The 17,588-nt window shown below is 65.2% G+C and carries 16 protein-coding genes; 9 read left to right on the top strand and 7 right to left on the bottom strand.

Annotated elements, in window-relative coordinates:
* The first annotated feature begins 11 nt into the window (after positions 1 to 11).
* The gene (locus ACFQ00_RS16125) at positions 12 to 2,075 is read left to right on the top strand and encodes a phosphocholine-specific phospholipase C (protein WP_381493091.1); all 2,064 of its coding nucleotides are present in this window, start codon (positions 12 to 14) and stop codon (positions 2,073 to 2,075) included.
* On the opposite strand, the gene ACFQ00_RS16120 is transcribed toward ACFQ00_RS16125, so the two are convergent.
* Positions 2,072 to 4,399: a transketolase gene (locus ACFQ00_RS16120; RefSeq protein ID WP_381493088.1), complete on the bottom strand. Its 2,328-nt coding sequence runs from the start codon at positions 4,397 to 4,399 to the stop codon at positions 2,072 to 2,074. The two genes, ACFQ00_RS16125 and ACFQ00_RS16120, sit on opposite strands and share 4 nt — an antisense overlap.
* A gap of 129 nt (positions 4,400 to 4,528) precedes the next feature.
* Between ACFQ00_RS16120 and ACFQ00_RS16115 the strand changes: the two genes are divergently transcribed.
* The 3 genes from ACFQ00_RS16115 to ACFQ00_RS16105 all read left to right on the top strand — a co-directional run bounded on the left by ACFQ00_RS16115 (position 4,529) and on the right by ACFQ00_RS16105 (position 6,918).
* The gene (locus ACFQ00_RS16115) at positions 4,529 to 4,993 is read left to right on the top strand and encodes an Lrp/AsnC family transcriptional regulator (RefSeq protein WP_381493085.1); all 465 of its coding nucleotides are present in this window, start codon (positions 4,529 to 4,531) and stop codon (positions 4,991 to 4,993) included.
* Positions 4,994 to 5,133: 140 nt separating this feature from the next.
* Positions 5,134 to 5,268: a hypothetical protein gene (locus ACFQ00_RS16110; RefSeq protein ID WP_381493083.1), complete on the top strand. Its 135-nt coding sequence runs from the start codon at positions 5,134 to 5,136 to the stop codon at positions 5,266 to 5,268.
* Between the two features lie 6 nt (positions 5,269 to 5,274).
* Positions 5,275 to 6,918 carry a DUF262 domain-containing protein gene (locus ACFQ00_RS16105; protein ID WP_381493424.1) on the top strand — a complete coding sequence of 548 codons (1,644 nt, stop codon included), beginning with the start codon at positions 5,275 to 5,277 and terminating at the stop codon, positions 6,916 to 6,918.
* 34 nt (positions 6,919 to 6,952) lie between these two features.
* Here ACFQ00_RS16105 and ACFQ00_RS16100 read toward each other — a convergent pair whose 3' ends face one another.
* The gene (locus ACFQ00_RS16100; protein WP_381493080.1) at positions 6,953 to 7,867 is read right to left on the bottom strand and encodes a LysR family transcriptional regulator; all 915 of its coding nucleotides are present in this window, start codon (positions 7,865 to 7,867) and stop codon (positions 6,953 to 6,955) included.
* Positions 7,868 to 7,983: 116 nt separating this feature from the next.
* Between ACFQ00_RS16100 and ACFQ00_RS16095 the strand changes: the two genes are divergently transcribed.
* From ACFQ00_RS16095 to ACFQ00_RS16085, 3 genes are all read left to right on the top strand, one after another.
* Positions 7,984 to 8,415, top strand: a complete 432-nt coding sequence (locus ACFQ00_RS16095) for a GlcG/HbpS family heme-binding protein (RefSeq protein WP_381493077.1) — start codon at positions 7,984 to 7,986, stop codon at positions 8,413 to 8,415.
* A 14-nt stretch (positions 8,416 to 8,429) separates the two neighbouring features.
* The gene (locus ACFQ00_RS16090; RefSeq protein ID WP_381493074.1) at positions 8,430 to 10,547 is read left to right on the top strand and encodes a malate synthase G; all 2,118 of its coding nucleotides are present in this window, start codon (positions 8,430 to 8,432) and stop codon (positions 10,545 to 10,547) included.
* A gap of 137 nt (positions 10,548 to 10,684) precedes the next feature.
* Positions 10,685 to 11,977: a putative porin gene (locus ACFQ00_RS16085; RefSeq protein WP_381493071.1), complete on the top strand. Its 1,293-nt coding sequence runs from the start codon at positions 10,685 to 10,687 to the stop codon at positions 11,975 to 11,977.
* Here ACFQ00_RS16085 and ACFQ00_RS16080 read toward each other — a convergent pair.
* From ACFQ00_RS16080 to ACFQ00_RS16070, 3 genes are read right to left on the bottom strand one after another with little or no spacing between them, the layout of a single operon-like run.
* Complete coding sequence (locus ACFQ00_RS16080; RefSeq protein ID WP_381493068.1) at positions 11,974 to 13,329, bottom strand: ATP-binding protein; 1,356 nt, start codon at positions 13,327 to 13,329, stop codon at positions 11,974 to 11,976. The two genes, ACFQ00_RS16085 and ACFQ00_RS16080, sit on opposite strands and share 4 nt — an antisense overlap.
* Positions 13,329 to 13,991: a response regulator transcription factor gene (locus tag ACFQ00_RS16075; RefSeq protein ID WP_381493066.1), complete on the bottom strand. Its 663-nt coding sequence runs from the start codon at positions 13,989 to 13,991 to the stop codon at positions 13,329 to 13,331. Before ACFQ00_RS16075 ends, ACFQ00_RS16080 begins: the two co-directional genes overlap by 1 nt.
* Entirely contained in the window at positions 13,991 to 14,281 is a 291-nt protein-coding gene (locus tag ACFQ00_RS16070; protein WP_381493063.1) for a PepSY domain-containing protein, read from the bottom strand. The genes ACFQ00_RS16075 and ACFQ00_RS16070 overlap by 1 nt, the downstream gene beginning before the upstream one ends.
* A 171-nt stretch (positions 14,282 to 14,452) precedes the next feature.
* Between ACFQ00_RS16070 and ACFQ00_RS16065 the strand changes: the two genes are divergently transcribed.
* Both ACFQ00_RS16065 and ACFQ00_RS16060 read left to right on the top strand, forming a co-directional pair.
* On the top strand, positions 14,453 to 14,713 hold the full coding sequence (locus ACFQ00_RS16065) for a PepSY domain-containing protein (protein ID WP_381493059.1): 261 nt from the start codon (positions 14,453 to 14,455) through the stop codon (positions 14,711 to 14,713).
* Between the two features lie 156 nt (positions 14,714 to 14,869).
* A complete protein-coding gene (locus ACFQ00_RS16060; RefSeq protein WP_381493056.1) occupies positions 14,870 to 15,682 on the top strand; it encodes an enoyl-CoA hydratase-related protein in 813 nt (270 codons plus the stop codon).
* Here ACFQ00_RS16060 and ACFQ00_RS16055 read toward each other — a convergent pair whose 3' ends face one another.
* Both ACFQ00_RS16055 and tgt read right to left on the bottom strand, forming a co-directional pair.
* Positions 15,683 to 16,453, bottom strand: coding sequence for an enoyl-CoA hydratase (locus ACFQ00_RS16055; protein ID WP_381493053.1), 771 nt, complete (start codon positions 16,451 to 16,453; stop codon positions 15,683 to 15,685).
* Positions 16,453 to 17,577: a tRNA guanosine(34) transglycosylase Tgt gene (gene tgt, locus ACFQ00_RS16050; RefSeq protein ID WP_381493050.1), complete on the bottom strand. Its 1,125-nt coding sequence runs from the start codon at positions 17,575 to 17,577 to the stop codon at positions 16,453 to 16,455. Before tgt ends, ACFQ00_RS16055 begins: the two co-directional genes overlap by 1 nt.
* Between the last annotated feature and the right edge of the window lie 11 nt (positions 17,578 to 17,588).

Below are 17,588 nucleotides of genomic sequence, written 5' to 3'. Positions count from 1 at the left end.
AAAGGCGCACGATGACCGACACCAGCCGCCGGAATTTCCTCCGCACCGCCGCAGCCGGTGCCGCGCTCTCCGCGTTTCCGGCCAGCATCGCACGCGCCATGGCGATCGCTCCCGCGCGCGTCACGGGCACGATCGAGGACGTGAAGCACATCATCATTCTGATGCAAGAAAATCGCTCGTTCGATCATTATTTCGGAACGATGCGCGGCGTGCGCGGCTTCGGCGACCGCCACCCGATCCCGATGCGCGGCGACCGCACCGTCTGGCAGCAATCGGACGGCAAACGCGAACTGCCGCCCTATCATCTCGACACCAAAACCACCGACGCGCTCAAGGTACCCGGCACGCCGCACAGTTTCTCGGACGCGCAGGCCGCGTGGAGCCAGGGGCGCTTCGGCGAATGGCCGCGCTACAAGAACCCCTATTCGATGGGTTATTACCGGCGCGAGGATGTTCCTTTCCAGTTCGCGCTCGCGGAGAATTTCACGATCTGCGACGCCTATCACTGCTCGGTCACCTCCGGCACCGATCCCAACCGCATCGTGTTCTGGACCGGATCGAATTTCGATCCCGCGGCGGTCGCGAAAGGCGAGAATTGCACCGATGTGAATTCGGAGCCGAACAATCTGCGCTGCTGGGTGAAGGGCGCGCTGCCCTCGCCCGGCTACACCTATCAGGGCAATGCGCTGACGTGGCCGACGATCCCCGACGTGCTGCAAGCGGCGGGCATCGACTGGCGCATCTATCAGGATCCGAACGACAACTGGACCGGCGCGATGCATGGCTGCCTCGGCTCGCAGAGCTTCCGCGACGCGAAGCCGGGTTCGGAACTCTATAAGCGCGGCATGAGCGAATACACGCTGCTCCAGCTTGCGGACGATGTGAAGGCCGGCACGCTTCCCTCCGTCTCATGGGTGTTGCCGCCCAAGGAATGGTCGGAGCATCCGAGCGCATCGACGCCGCTGCAAGGCGCCGAATTCACCGCGATGGTTCTCGATGCGCTGACCGCCAATCCCGATGTGTGGGCGAAGACCGCCTTCTTCCTCACCTTCGACGAAAACGACGGCCAGTTCGATCACCTGCCGCCCGCCGCGCCGCCCTCTTACGATCGCGAAGGCAATCTCTGCGGTAAGACGACGATGCCGATCGCCGGGCATTATTTCCACGATACCGCCGGCAAATACACCGACCCCACCGACGACGTCAGCGGCAATGTGCGCCCGTGGGCGATGGGGCCGCGCGTACCGATGTACGTCGTCTCGCCGTGGAGCCGCGGCGGCTGGGTTTCATCCGAGGTGATGGACCACACCTCGATCGGCCAGTTCCTCGAAAAGCGCTTCGGCGTCACCATCCCCGCGATCAGCCCGTGGCACCGCGCGGTGAGCGGCGATCTCACCTCGGCGTTCGATTTCGCCGCGCCGTCGGACCCGAGCTTCCCGCCGCTGCCGCCGGTGACGGGCGCCTCTGGCATCGTCCTCGCGCACATGCAGCGCCCGAAGATCATGCCGCCGGAAACCCCGCAACCGCTCTGGCAGGAAGCGGGCACCCGCCCCTCGCGCGCGCTACCTTACGAACTCCACGCCGACATGCGCGTCGATCCGAAGCGCCGCGCCGTCACCGTCGATTTCGTGAACACCGGCACCGCGGGCGCGGTGTTCCACGTCTACGACAAGCTGAACCTCGATCGCATCCCGCGCCGCTACACGGTGGAAGCGGGCAAGCGCCTTTCGGGCGACTGGGCAGTGGAACCGGACGGCGCGTTCGATCTCTGGCTGATCGGCCCCAACGGCTTCGTCCGCGCGATCAAGGGCTCGCTCGCCGAAAACGACACGCCGCCCATCGTGACGGCACGCTACGACCGCAAGGGCCCGGCGCTCAAACTCACCTCACGCGGCAATGCGGAAGTTCGCAGCGAGCATTACGGCGCGCGCGCAGAGGCGCTGAAAGCCAGCCACGTCTGGCCCGCGAAGGATAGCCAGGGCTGGTACGATCTCACCGTCACCGCCCCCGGCTTCGAGCAGCGCTTCGCGGGCCGCATCGAAACCGGGCGTCACGGCATCAGCGATCCCGCCTAGAGGAACAGTTCCGCCGCAGCCTCCACGATCGCATCGGCATCGAGGCGATACGCGCGGTAAAGATCGGGGAGGTTGCCGGTCTGCCCGAAGCGGTCGGTGCCGAGCGGGCTGACACGGTGACCGAGAACACCCCCGAGCCACGACAGCGCCGCCGGAGACCCGTCGAGCACCGTCACCAGCCCCGCGCTGGGCGCCAGCGCGCCAAGCAGCGTTTCGATGTGCGACGTCTCCCGCGCCCGGCCCTGCCAGCGCGCGGCGCGCGCCGCGCTCCAGTCGCGGTGAAGCAGCGTCGGCGAGGTGACGGCGAGGAGGCCGAGCCCCGGCAGGTCCGCCTCCAGCAGTTCCCACGCCGCGATCGCCTCGGGCATCACCGCGCCCATCGCGACGACCGCCGCCTCGCTGCCCTCAGCGGGTTTGCGCAGCCAGTACGCGCCCTTCAGCGCATCCGCCTGCCACGCATCGTCCTCGCGCCACGCCTGCAGGATGCTGCGCGTGGTGAGGCGCAGGTAGATCGATCCGCCGTCCGCCGCCTGCATGTGGCGGAAGCCGTGCTCCATCATCAGCGCGAGTTCATCCGCGAACGCGGGTTCGTAGTGCGTGAGGCCCGGCTGGCCCATCGCGATCAGCGGCGGGTTGATCGACTGGTGTGCACCGCCCTCCGGCCCGAGCGTGACGCCCGACGGCGTCGCCACCAGCATGAAGCGCGCGTCCTGATAGCAGGCGTAATTGAGTGCATCGAGCCCGCGCGCGATAAACGGATCGTACACGGTGCCGACCGGCATCAGCTGCTCGCCGAAGATGTCGCCCGCAAGGCCGAGCGCGGCGAGCATCACGAACAGGTTGTTCTCCGCGATGCCGAGTTCGATGTGCTGCCCGGCGGGCGCGCCCGACCATTTCTGCGCCGAGGGAATCTTCGCCTTCTGGAACACGTCGGTGAGATCCTGCCGCCGGAACAGCCCGCGCTGGTTCACCCAGCCGCCGAGGTTCGTGGAAACCGTCACGTCCGGCGAGGTCGTCACGATCCGCGCGGCGAGCGGATGCCCGGACTTCGCCAGCTCGAACAGGATCTTGCCGAACGCCGCCTGCGTCGATTGCTCGGCGTCGCGCGGCGCTTCCAGCGGCGGCACGTCAATCGAATCGACCGGCCGGTATTCTTTCTTCAGCCGGATCGGCGCGGCCTCCGCCATCGCCTTTGCGGCGGCAGCGGCATTGCTGCCGAGCCCCGCCCACGGCTCCCACTCCTCGCCTTCCGCGATGCCGAGGCCGGTGCGCAGCTCGCTCACCTGCCCCGGCGTCATCAGCCCGGCGTGATTGTCCTTGTGCCCGGCGAGCGGCAGGCCGAAGCCCTTGATCGTGTAGGCGATGAACAATGTCGGTCGATCATCCTTCGCGCCCTCGAACGCCTCCGTCAGCGATTCGAGGCAATGCCCGCCAAGGTTGGTCATCAGCTCGGCGAGCGCCGCATCGTCGCGCTTGCCGAGCAGCGCCTTCACCCCGCGCACGCCGCCGATGTCCGTCTCCAGCCGCGCGCGCCACGCCGCGCCGCCCTGATAGGTGAGCGCCGCGTATTCCGCGTTCGGGCAATTGTCGATCCAGTCGGCGAGCGCCTGCCCGCCCTGTTCCTTGAACGCCGCGCGCTGGTGCCGCCCGTGCTTCAGCGTCACGACGCGCCAGCCGCAGGTTTCGAAGATGTCGTCGAAGCGGCGGAACATCCGGTCCGCGGTGGTCGCATCCAGCGACTGCCGATTGTAGTCCACGATCCACCAGCAGTTGCGGATGTCGTGCTTGTAGGCCTCGATCAGGCACTCGTAGATATTGCCCTCGTCGAGTTCCGCGTCGCCCATCAGCGCGATCATGCGGCCGGTATCGGCGTCCGCCATCAGCCCGTGCGCGACCATGTAGTCCTGCACGAGGCTGGCGAACGCCGTGATCGCCACACCGAGCCCCACCGAACCCGTCGAGAAATCCACCGGGATCACGTCCTTCGTGCGCGATGGGTAGGACTGCACGCCGCCCAGCCCCCGGAACGCCTTCAATTTATCGAGGCTCTCATTCCCCAGCATGTAGTGGATCGCGTGCAGCAGCGGCCCCGCGTGCGGCTTCACCGCCACGCGGTCGTTCGGCCCCAGCGCATGGAAATAGAGCGCCGCCATGATCGCGCTCATCGAGGCGCAGCTCGCCTGATGCCCGCCGACCTTCACCCCGTCCACGTTCTCGCGGATGTGATTGGCGTTGTGGATCGTCCACGCGGCAAGCCAGCGCAGCCGCGCCTCGAGGTCTTCGAGCGTGCTCACCGTATCGGGACTGGAAACCGTCACTGCCATCTGTCTGCTCCGCGCTTGTGCGAGCCGTCCATATAGAACGCCCGCCCGCGCGCGGTCCTTGCGAAATAGGCTCGACAGAGCAGGCGTTTTGGCAGAAACGATTACCTGAAACCTTCAGGAAGCAATTTTATGCCAACCCAGCCGCTCGACGCGCTCGATGTCAAAATCCTTGAGTGCCTGCAGGCGGACGGCCGCATCACCAATCAGGAGCTTTCCGAGAAGGTCGGCCTGTCGCCGAGCCCGTGCCTCCGCCGCGTGCGCCAGCTGGAGGCGGACGGCATCATCACCGGCTATGTCGCGCTGGTCAGCCCCGATCAGGTCGGCCTCACGATCAGCGCCTTCGTGCGCGTGCGCCTCAACCAGCAGGACGAAAAGCACCTCGACATCTTCGAAACCGCCGTCGCCGCCTTCCCGGAGGTGATGGAATGCTACCTGATGACCGGCGAAGCCGACTACCAGCTCCGCGTCCTCGTCCCCTCACTCTCGGATTTCGAGGACGTGCTGCGGAGACTCACGCGCATCGAGGGCGTGGCGCAGGTGACGACGAGCTTTGCGCTACGGCCGATCGTTTACAAGACGGCGGTGCCGGTTTGAGGGGTTATGAGGGGAGAGCCAATCATCAACTCTTTTTAGATCACTAGAAACCTTTAGCTTGCAAAAGCAGCTCTCAAGGTAATAGTTCTCGACCTATAAATTAGTGCTCCGGAAGTATAAATCTGCAATTGGGGGTACAAATGGCAAGTGCTGCACCGGATGTGAATGTGAAGGGCGAAGCTCTAGAGCGCGTCTACGGTAATTTCGTTGACCGTCGCTACGTTGTCAACCGCCGCTATCAGCGCAAGCTGATATGGACGATGGAAGAAAAGTAGAATTTTATTGATTCCATTATACGCGGCTTCCCTGTTCCAATCGTTTTGTTAGCAGAGACAGCACGCCGTGAGGATAATTTCCTAGAAATAATTGATGGAATGCAACGGTTAGATGCTATCGTTTCATTTATATCTAATAAGTATAGCGTGGAAGGACATTATTTCGATCTGAACGCTATTGCCGTTTCAAAAAGTCTGCTCGATAAAGGCGAATTGACGCAACGAGAACCTATAATGGAACGCGGTCAATGCGTAAGGATTGCGTCATATCCTCTACCACTTTCGATTTACGAATTTGCTGACGATAACGCTGTGGATACGGTTTTCCGTCGGATTAATTCTGGTGGTCGTCAGTTATCTAGGCAAGAACTTCGATCAGCAGGGTCAACAGGGGCGTTCGCTACGGCGGTTCGGCGCATTTCGGCCAAGGTCAGAGGAGATGATTCAGCGAATGATATTCTTCGTCTAAACGAAATGCAGGCGATCAGTATCACCAATAAAGATCTTGATTACGGCATCGCGATTGAGGACGTTTTTTGGGTGAAGCATGGTGTATTATCGCGCGATAACGTTAGGCAAAGTCGTGACGAGGAACTGGTCGCGGATTTGCTAGCCTATATGATAAACGATGATCCGGTACCGTCTCGCACAGAATACCTTGACGAGTATTTTGGCATAAGCCCTGACGAGCAGGAATCTGATCGCTATAAGATGATCGAACAGTTGATCGAGAAACGGTCGCCGTCACTTGCTGTGAATGATTTTCAGCGTACACTAGACCAGATTAAGCTGACCTTGGATTCCTCCGGACAAACTTTCACGCAGCTAATTTTTAGCAATCCCGTAGCACCTTCACCTCGATACTTCCAAGTCGTTTTTCTGGCCTTTCACGATTTAGTTGTTAAGAAAAACTATGAGATTTCAGATTACTCGGCACTAATTTCTGGTCTCAAGAATTTCGGCGATACCTTCAACATTCAGGAGGGAGGTCGATGGGGCGCAGAGAATCGTCAGCGCAATGTCGATTCAGTCGTCGGTATCATTCAGAAAGCGTTCACGGCTTCGAGCACCATTGACCCTGCTCAGATTCATTGGGTCACACAATTCGAAAACCTCCTCCAGCAATCTTATACTGAGCAGGCAGCATACGACTTCAAGCAAGGCTTTCTGACGCTTGAAAATAGTCCAAAATTTGATGAAGATTCATTCACGAAAATACTCAAGACTTGTGCTGGAATTGCCAACATTTCCCCAGGTCACAAAGGGTACATTTTGGTAGGCGTCGCCGAAAATGAAGGAACGGCTGAACGAATAAAAATTCTATTCGGAGAACAGCCGCGAATATATAGCCGATTTTACATCGGTGGCGTTGAACACGAAGCAAATTTCTTGAAAAAGAGCTTAGATGATCTTTTTATAGATGTGGTCAATCGTGTAAGTAACAGCGATATCTCTGAGCCTCTGCGCTCATATATCACCGCACATTTAAAATGTGTTCGTTATTACGACAAGACAGTTTTTGTATTTCAAATATGTGGGCAAGAAAATCCGAGTCTTTATGGGTCGCAGTACTTTGAACGATGCGGACCTCAACTTAAAGAGGTTGCGCCGGAGGATTTCGCTAACCTCTTCGCCCGCTACAAAGCGTGATGCTTGAAGAGCCGCAGATTCGAAACCCAATCCCTCATCCCTCCCAAGGCGGCACAGGCCCATATAGCCCTTCAAGAAATTCCGTGAACGCGCGCGCCGCAGGCGCAATTTCGCTGCGGCGCGGCGAGACGGCGTAGATGCCGACGTCCGCCGATCCCTCGCAGTCCGGCAGGATGCGCACCAGCCGCCCGGCGGCGAGGTCGGCGCTTACGTCCCATAGCGATCTCAGCGCGATGCCGACCCCGGCGATGCACAGCTCGCGGACGACCTCGCTCGAATTGGTGCGCACGCGGCTGGTGCCGTCGATGGAAACCGTGCGCGCGCCTGCGCTCACGCCCGCACCCGTCAGCCGCCACGGGAACTGGCCGGTCGCCGCGAGCAGCCGGTGCCGCCGCCCATCGCCGAGCGCCACCGTATCCTCCGGCGCGCCGTGTTCGGCGATATAGGCGGGGGCCGCGCAGAGGATGCGGCGGTTGGTCGCCAGCCGCCGTGCGCTCACGCCGCCGCCGACCGTGGGCGTGATCCGTACGGCGACGTCGATGCGGTCCGCCATCAGGTCCACGAACCCGTCCGAAAGATCGAGATCGAGCGTGATGCGCGGATACGCATCCAGAAACCGCTTCAGGTGCGGCGCGATGTGCAGCCGCCCGAACGAGGTGGGCGCCGACACGCGCAGCAGGCCCGCCGGGCCGTCCTTCTCCCCGCCGACGCGTGCTTCCGCCTCTGCCACCGCCTTCAGGATCGCCAGCACGTCGCGGTGGAAACGCTCGCCCGTTTCGGTGAGCGCGAGCCGCCGCGTCGTGCGGTTGACGAGCGCCGCGCCGAGCCGCACTTCCAGCCGCGCCAGCCGCTTCGAAACCATCGCGGGGGAAAGCCCCACCGCACGCCCCGCCGCCGAAAGGCTGCCGCTTTCGATGATCTTGGCGAACAGCGCGTAGTCGGCGTCCATCAGGCGGCATCCATCGGATTTATTCCTGAAACGAAAAGCTGCTTTAATTTTCGTTCGTCTACCGCACGAGTTCGCACTCGTCTATGAACGGTTTGCCGCCGCCATCTGGAGAACCCATGGGTTATATCAGCCTCGATCAGGCCAGAACGATCATCGCCGCCGCGCTTGCGCACGGCGGGCAGCTCGGGCTGAAGCCGCTCAGCGTCGCCGTGCTGGACAGCGGGAGCCATTTGATCGCCTTCGAACGGCAGGACGGCAGCTCCACACTTCGTGCGCAGATCGCCACCGGCAAGGCGGCCGGCGCGCTCGCGCTTGGCCTATCCAGCCGCAGGATCGGCGAAATGGCCGCAGAGCGCCCGAGCTTCGTCGCGTCTCTCGGAACGATTGCACCCGCCGGCCTCATTCCGGCGGCGGGCGGCGTGATCGTCGTCGACGAGGCAGGGCGGGCCATCGGTGCCGTCGGCGTCACCGGCGACACTTCGGACAACGACGAGCTTTGCGCGCTGGCAGGAATAGCAGCGGCGAAACTCAAGGCGCAGAACGCCTGACAGGGGAAATGACAATGACCGACATGATCGAGAAGAACGGCCTCCAGATCGCGGACGAACTCGTCCGCTTCATCGAAGACAGGGCGCTGCCCGGCACGGGCGTAGAGGCCGATGCCTTCTGGGCGGGCGTTGCCGACATCTACGCCCGCTTCGCGCCCGAGAATGCCGCGCTCCTCAAGACCCGCGACGATCTTCAGGCGCGCATCGACGCGTGGCACACGGCGCGCGCCGGAAAGCCGCTGGACGCCGCCGAGTATCAGGCGTTCCTGCGCGAGATCGGCTATCTGGTGCCGGAGCCCGCGCCGTTCACTGTCACCACCGAAAACGTCGATGCCGAGCTTGCGACGCTCGCCGGGCCGCAGCTCGTCGTGCCCATCCTGAACGCGCGCTTCGTGCTCAACGCCGCCAACGCGCGCTGGGGCAGCCTTTATGACGCGCTCTACGGCACCGATGCGATTCCGGGCGCCGCCGCAGGGAAGGGTTATGACCCCGTGCGCGGCGCGGAGGTGATCGCGTGGGCGAAGGCGTTCCTCGATCGCGCGGTGCCACTCGCGAGCGGATCGTGGACGGGCTGGACGGGCGGCACGCCCGCGCTTGCCGATCCGGCGCAGCTCGTCGGCCGCGCAGGCGACAATCTGCTGCTCCGCCACAACGGCATCCACATCGAACTCGTGATCGATCGCGCGCACCCGATCGGCAAGGACGATCCGGCGGGCCTCGCCGATGTCGTTCTCGAATCCGCGCTCTCCACGATCGTCGACCTCGAAGACTCGGTCGCCGCCGTGGACGCGGAGGACAAGGTCGCCGCCTATGCGAACTGGCTCGGCCTGATGAAGGGCGATCTTGAGGACACGTTCGAGAAGGGCGGCAAGCCGATGACGCGCCGCCTGAATGCCGATCGCAGCTACACCGCGCCGGACGGCACGGCGTTCACGCTCCCCGGCCGCAGCCTCCTCTTCGTGCGCAACGTCGGCCACCTGATGACGACGCCCGCCGTGCGTCTGCCGGGCGGATCGGAAGCGCCCGAGGGCATTCTCGACGGCATCGTCACCAGTCTCATCGCCGTTCACGACCTGAAGCGTCAGGGCCGTTTCGTGAACAGCCGCTCGGGTTCGATCTATATCGTGAAGCCGAAGATGCACGGGCCTGATGAGGCCGCGTTCACGAACCGCCTGTTCGACGCGATCGAGGATCTGCTCGGCCTTGCGCGCTACACGATCAAGGTGGGCGTGATGGACGAGGAGCGGCGCACGTCCGCGAACCTCGCGGTGTGCATCGCGGCGGTGAAGAACCGCATCGTTTTCATCAACACCGGCTTCCTCGACCGCACGGGCGACGAGATTCACACCTCGATGCGCGCGGGCGCAATGATCCGCAAGGGCGACATGAAGACCTCCGCGTGGATCACCGCCTACGAGAACCGCAACGTGCAGATCGGCCTCGCCTGCGGGCTTTCCGGCCGCGCGCAGATCGGCAAGGGCATGTGGGCGGCGCCGGACCGGATGGCGGACATGCTGGAGCAGAAGATCGGCCACCCCAAGACGGGCGCGAACACCGCGTGGGTGCCCTCGCCCACCGCCGCCACGCTGCACGCGACGCACTATCACGCCGTCGATGTGTTCGCACGGCAGGCGGAGCGCCGCGCGGAGGGCATCGACAGCCTCGGCGCGCTGCTCACCCTCCCGCTCGCCGCCGGGCACAACTGGTCCCCCGAAGAGATCGGGCAGGAGCTCGACAACAACGCGCAGGGCATTCTCGGCTACGTCGTGCGCTGGGTCGATCAGGGCGTCGGCTGCTCGAAGGTTCCGGACATTCACGACATCGGGCTGATGGAGGACCGCGCAACGCTGCGCATTTCCTCGCAGCACATGGCGAACTGGCTGCTGCACGGCGTCTGCACGGCGGCGGACGTCGACGCCGCCTTCGCGCGCATGGCCGCGAAAGTGGACGCGCAGAACGCAGGCGACCCGCTCTACCGGCCAATGTCCGGCAACGAAGCCACCAGCCTCGCCTATCAGGCGGCGCGCGCGCTGGTGTTCGAAGGCGTGGCCCAGCCGAGCGGCTACACCGAGCCGCTGCTTCACGCCTTCCGCGCGAAGGTGAAGGCGGCAGACGTCCCCGCGCCGCACTGAGGCCGTTTCCCTTTCCCCTGCGACGAATCTGACACTTCGCTGACGACGCGCGTCAGCGACATGCCAGCGAAGGGCTGCTATGGGCAGCGTGCGGTGCCGGCCCCGGCGCTCCGGTTGCATACCCAAAAGGGGAATTTATGACGTACACGTTCCATTTTCTGCGTGGATGGCGCCTGCCTGTCTGCGCGTCGTTGTTGCTTGGAAGCGCGCTGGCGCCCGTGTCCGCGCAGGCCGCTCCGGCCGACGACATCGCCGAGCTGAAGGCCGCCGTCGAGGCACTCCGCGCCGAACAGACGCGCGCGAAGGCGCGCATCGCCGAGCTTGAAGGCGCGCTCGCAAAGCAGCGCGAAACGCCCGTCGCCGTCGCGGCTGCGCCCGCCCCTGCGCCGAGCGCCATCGTCACGACCGCCGCGCCCGTCAGCAGCGCGCCCTCGCGCCTCAGCCTCTCCGGCGACATGCGCGTGCGCTACGAGTCCAACTTCGGCATCGCCGGTGCGCGCGACCGTGATCGTGGCGTGCTCCGCGCGCGCCTGCGTGCCGCCTATGCGGTGAACGACTGGCTCACCGTCGGCGGCCAGCTCGCCACGGGCGATCTGGACGATCCCAACTCCACCGACATGACGCTGTCGAACTTCGACGACGACCTCCAGGTCAGCCTCGATCAGGCCTATATCCGCCTCACCCCCGGCGACCTTCAGGTCCACCTCGGCAAGATCCCGCAGCCGTTCGTGCGCACCGAGCTTGTGTGGGACGGCGACGTCTCCCCGCAGGGCGCGTCCGCCGCGTACAGCGCCGATTTCGGCGGCGTGAAGGTGAAGGCGAGCGGGCTCTATTTCCTCGTCGACGAATCCGTCGCAGGGCCGGACAGCCGCATGATCGGCGGCCAGCTCTCGGTGCAGACGCCGTCGGCGCCCATTCAGGCCGAACTCGCGGTCGGTTACTACGACTACTCGCTCCGCAGCCTCGCAGGCGGTGACGCGGGCGACTTCCGTTCAAACCTGTTCGCGGGCGGGCGCTATCTCTCCGACTTCAACCTGCTCGACGTGATCGCCGCGCTCACCTGGAACGGCCTCGGCGAGAAGTGGCCGGTGCGCATCGTCGGCGATTATGTGCACAACTACGGCGCGGCGACCGATGCCGACACCGGCTTCGGCGTCGACCTCCTCGTCGGCCGCGCGAGCAAGCCCGGCGACTGGCGCTTCACCTACGGCTACGCCGAGGCGGAGACGGACGCGGTGCTGGCGGCGTTCAGCCAGGACAACACCAACATCGGCACGAACTACATGCAGCACACGCTCGCGATCGATTTCGTGCCGAAGCACAACCTCGTGCTCAACGCCACCTACTACCACTACCGGCAGAAGGACGGCGTCATCGGCCCAGTCGATTGGCAGAACCGCCTGCGCCTGAACTTCCTCGTCAACTTCTAGGATGCAGCAAGCACCGGCCACGCGAGGCGGACTTCAAGGCCGCCGAGCGGGCCGGTGCCGAGCGCCATGGTGCCGTCCGTCGCGCTCACCAGATCGCTGACGATGGCAAGCCCGAAACCGTGGCCCGGCCCGGCCTCGTCGAGACGCCCGCCGCGCACCAGCGCCGTCGCCGCGCGCGCATCGGCGATGCCGGGGCCATCGTCCCCGACGCTGATCCGAACCTCGTCACCCGCGACAACGCCGGAGACAGCCACCCGCCGCCGGGCGAAACGCGCGGCATTCTCCATCAGCGCGCCGAGGATTTCGGCAAGATCCGAAGCCGCGAACGGCAATTCCAGATCCTCCGGCACGTCGATCTCGAACACGATGCGCTCGCCCGCCTCGGTGCGCTCGATGACGGCGGCGACGGCTTCCGCCGCGTCGAGCACGTTCGCACGTTCGGACGCCTGCGCCTCGCGCGCCACCGCCGATCGCGAGCGCGCGAGTTCCGCCTCCAGCGCCGCACCCGCCGCCGCGATGGCGCGGTCGAGCCCGTCCGCCGCTTCATGCGCTCCCGCCTCACGCGCGCGGCGGCTCTGCGCGGCGAGCGCGGCAAGCGGCGTCTTCAGGCTGTGCGCGAGATCGGCAGCGCGGCGGCGCGCACGATCGACATCTCCCGCCCGCGCATCGGCGAGCGAATTGATCGCGTTCGCCAGTGGATCGATTTCGGTCGGATGGTCCGCCGATAGCCGCGCGCCCGGATTGCGCCGCATCCGGTCGAGCTCGTCGCGGATGCGCGCCAGCGGCTTCAGCCCCAGCACCACCTGGCCGTAGGCGGCGCCGATCAGCACCAGCCACAGCAGCACAAGCGAGCCGATCATTTCCCGGCCGAATTCGCGCTGCGCGTCGAGGAGCGCGCCGTCGTCGGTCGCCACCTGCACCAGAACCGGGCGGCCGCTCTGGTCGGGCCGCACCATCCGCTCGATCACCAGCAATCCCTGCTCGAACGGTCCCGGTATGCGCCGCACGCGCCAGTGATCACGGGGCGTTTCCATTGCAGCGGGAAGCGACTGGTCCCAGAGCGAAGGCGAATGCTCCTGCCCGGCCGCCGTCGTGACCTGCCAGTAAAGCCCCCCCGCAGGTTCATTGAAGCGGTTGTCGGAGGGCAGCGTATCAACGAATGGCTTGCCGCTCCCATCGAGCCTCAGCGCGCCGAGCAGTTCCCTTGCCTTCGCCTCCATCGACAGCGCCTCGCGGCGTTCGATATGGCGCTCGAACAGGAAGTTGAGCCCGAAGCCCGCAAGCGCGAGCGCAAGGAAAATCGCGGCGGCGGCGCTCGCCAGCAGCCGAAGCCGCAGCGAACGCAGCGCCATCAGCTCTCCTCCGAGAGGAAGTAGCCGAAGCCGCGCCGCGTCTCGACGATGCCCGGCCCGGTCTTGCGGCGCAGCCGGGTGACGAGCGCCTCGATGGCGTTGGTGTCGCCCGAATCGGCGGTGCCGTAGAGATGCTCTGCAATGTCGTGCGCGGCAGCGACGCTGCCCTGCTGGTGCGCGAGGAATTCGAGGAAGCGGTATTCGAGCGGCGACAGCCGGATCGCGCGCGCGTCGACATGCGCGGACATACGGCTGGTATCGAGCGTCAGGCGCCCGACACGGATCAGCGGCGACCCATGCCCGGCCGCACGGCGCAGCAGCGCCCGTACCCGCGCCACCAGTTCGCCCATCGCGAAGGGCTTCGCGAGATAATCGTCGGCACCGGCATCGATGCCCTCGACCTTCTCGGTCCATTCGCTGCGCGCGGTGAGGATCAGCACGGGGAAATTGCGCCCCGCACTCCGCCAGCGCCTGAGGACGCTGAGCCCGTCGAGGCGCGGCAGGCCGAGGTCGAGGATGACGGCGGCATAGTTCTCGGTATCGCCGCGATACCACGCATCGTCGCCGGTCACGGCAAGATCGACGACGAAGCCCGCTTCACCCAGCGCGCGGACGAGGTCGTCCCCCACATCGGGATCGTCCTCCACCACCAGCAGGCGCATCAATCATCCTCGATCTTGATGAGCGCGCCCGTGCGGGCATCGAGTTCGACTTCGCGCACACGACCCTTCTTGGTCAGAATCTTGACCTCATAGCTGAGCACGCCGTCGTCCTGCTCGAGTTCGATCTTCAGCACTTCCCCTTTTACGCGCGCCTGTGCAAGCGCGAGAATACGGGGCAGCGGCAGAATATCGCCGCGCTCGACGGCGGCGCGGATCGAAGTCGCCGCTTCCGCCTTCTTGACCTGTTTGTCCTTTGCCGGGGCGCCGCCCGCGATGGTCAGCACCGCCACGGCCGCGAGCGCAACCGGCAAAGCCCGGCGGAGGCGCAAGGATGGAAATGGAGTCATACGCATGTCCGGTCGCTATCACGTCTCCGCTGACGCTTGGCTGACGACCCGCGCTGGGCGCGCGTCAGCGGCGATTCGCTAGGCATCTCTCCACAAACCCAAGGAGATCCGACCATGAAACGAATCATTCTGCCCGCCGTCCTGCTCGTTGCCGCGGCAACGCCGTTCATCGCGAACGCGGCGGCGCCCGCCGCGAAGACCATGTCGCTCGATGCCGTCGAGAAGCGCGCCGCCGCGCTCGGCGTTCGCGCGCACGAAATCGAGGTGAAGGGCGCCGCGGTGAAGGTGGAAGGCCGCGATGCGCAGAACCGGGAAGTGGAACTGCTGATCGATCGCCGGACCGGTGAAGTGCTTGACCGGCGCTTCGACGACTAGACCGCGATCGTTTCAGGCCTTTACGGCCTGAAACGTGAATCAGTCTCTCGTCGAACGGCGGGAACCGGTCAAATGATCCGCCCCCCTTTCAAATGACCGGTTCCCTAGCCGCTCGATGCGGCTAAGCATCCCCGAACTGGATACGGGGAGACGCACATGGCCTACGAACACATCCTGCTCGAAGAACAGGATGGCATTGCGACGCTGACGATCAATCGGCCGCAGGTGCTGAACGGTCTCAGCACGCACACGGTGGCCGAGATGATCCACGCGGTCGATTCCGTGCGCGATCGCGGCACCGCGCGCGTGCTGCTGATGACGGGCGCGGGCCGCGGCTTTTCCTCGGGCGCCGACCTCTCGGGCGGCAATGCAGGCGCCGCTCCGGACAGCAGCGGGCTCCCCGCAGGCCCGATGGATGCGGGCAAAGTGCTCGAAACCCATTTCAATCCGCTGCTCGAACGGCTGATGGACCTGCCCCTACCCTTCGTCACCGCGGTGAACGGCCCCGCGGCAGGCGCGGGCGCATCGATCGCGCTGGCGGGGGACATCGTCATCGCCGCCCGCTCCGCCTATTTCCTGCAGGCCTTCGTCAACATCGGCCTCGTGCCCGATGTCGGCTCGACATGGATTCTGCCCCGCCTCGCGGGCCGCGCCCGGGCGCAGGCGATGATGATGCTCGGTGAGAAGGTGCCCGCCGCGCAGGCGTTCGATTGGGGCATGATCTACAAGGTGGTCGACGACGACGCGCTGATGGCCGAGGCCCACGCGCTCGCCGCGCGGCTGGCGAAGGGGCCGACGCGCGCCTATGCGCTGATCCGTCAGGGCCTGCGCCAATGCCTCGACAAGCCGCTCAGCGAAGGGCTGATGGTCGAGCGTCGCAACCAGCGGCTCGCCGGTCTCACGGAAGATTTCGCGGAGGGCGTTACCGCCTTCCTGCAAAAGCGCCCCGCGAACTTCAAGGGGCGCTAGTCAGCCCGCCTGCGAACGCCCCCGATCGAGAACGGCGCTGCGGCGCGCCTCGACCGCTGCGGCGCCGATCGCGCTATTGCCCGCAGACCGCTCCGTTTCCAGCGCCATCGCCTCACCGAAGGGGAGCGCGAAGCCGTCGTCGATGAGCGCCTTCAGCGCCTTCAGCATCCCCGGATCGGCGGAGAGCATATCCTCCGCGAAGCGCCGCGCCGTGGGCATCAGTTCGGCGGGCGCGACGACCCGGTTCACAAGGCCCCAGCGTTCCGCCGTCGCAGCGTCGATGAAATTGCCGGTCAGTGACATTTCCTTGGCGCGGAAGATACCAATGGTGCGGCTCAGCCGCTGGCTGAGGCCCCAGCCTGGCATCACGCCGATGCGCGCGTGCGTGTCGGCGAAGCGCGCGGTTTCGGACGCGATCAGTACGTCGCAGGCGAGCGCCAGTTCGAAGCCGCCGGTGATCGCGACACCATTGATCGCGCCGATCACAGGCCCCGAGAAACGGCCGAGCGCACTTACGGGGTCTTCCTTTTCCACGGCGTCGGCAAGGCTCGTCGCGCCTGATCCCAGTTCCTTGAGGTCGAGCCCGGCGGTGAACGCCCGGTCGCCCGCGGCGGTCAGGATGACGGCGCGGATATCGGGGTCGGCCTCCAGCGCGTCGAAGGTGCGGGCGAGTTCGCTGCGAAGCGCCTTCGAAAGCGCGTTCATCGCCTCCGGGCGGTTCATCGTGACAACAGCGTAACCTCCGCAACGCTCAACTTCGACAACCGCCATCAGCCTTCCTTCCGGTAGCGGCCGACGAACGCACGCGCGAACGCCTCCAGCCGCCCCTCCGCGATGGCCTGTCGGAGCCCTGCCATCAACTGCTGATAAAAAGAGAGGTTGTGCTCCGTCATCAGCATCGCGCCAAGGATTTCGCCCGATCGGATCAGGTGGTGGATATAGGCGCGGCTCCAACCGTGGCAGACCGCGCAGGCACAATCGGGATCGAGCGGCCCCGTATCCTCGGCGAAGCGGGCGTTCCGAAGGTTGATCGGCCCATCGTGCGTGAACGCCTGCCCGTTGCGGCCCGATCGCGTCGGCAGCACGCAGTCGAACATGTCGATGCCGCGCTCGACCGCGCCCACGATGTCGTCGGGCTTGCCGACGCCCATCAGGTAGCGCGGCCGGTCCTCCGGCAGCAGCCCCGGCGCATAATCGAGCACCTCGAACATCTGCGGCTGACCCTCGCCCACCGCAAGGCCGCCGATCGCGTAGCCGTCGAAACCGATCTCCGTCAGCGCCTGCGAGGAGGCGCGGCGCAGGTCTTCGAACATCGAGCCCTGCTGGATGCCGAACAGCGCCGCGCGACCCGCGTGCTCATGCCCGTCGAAGCCGTCCCGCGAACGCTTCGCCCAGCGCATCGACATTTCCATCGATTTCGCAGCAACGCCGTGCGGCGCGGGAAACGCGGTACACTCGTCGAACGCCATCACGATGTCGCTGCCGAGGTTGCGCTGGATTTCCATCGAGCGTTCCGGCGTCAGCAGGTGCCGCGAGCCGTCGAGGTGCGAGGCGAAGCGCACGCCCTCTTCCGTCACCTTGGTGAGGTCGGAAAGGCTCATCACCTGATACCCGCCCGAATCGGTGAGGATCGGCCGGTCCCAGCCCATGAAGCGGTGCAGCCCGCCGAGGCGCGCCATGCGCTCGTCGCCGGGGCGCAGCATCAGGTGATAGGTGTTGCCGAGGATGATGTCGGCGCCCGTGGCGCGCACGTCCGCGGGCTTCATCGCCTTCACGGTCGCGGCGGTGCCGACCGGCATGAACGCGGGCGTACGAATCTCGCCGCGCATCATATGGATCGTGCCGGTGCGCGCCCTGCCGTCGCGCGCGTGGATGGAAAAGTCGAAACGCGTCATGGCGCGCCGCA

Source organism: Sphingosinicella xenopeptidilytica, assembly GCF_042676985.1.
GTDB lineage: Bacteria > Pseudomonadota > Alphaproteobacteria > Sphingomonadales > Sphingomonadaceae > Sphingosinicella > Sphingosinicella xenopeptidilytica.
The sequence above is the reverse complement of the archived record's forward strand: the minus strand, read 5'-3'. Positions and strand labels throughout refer to the sequence as shown.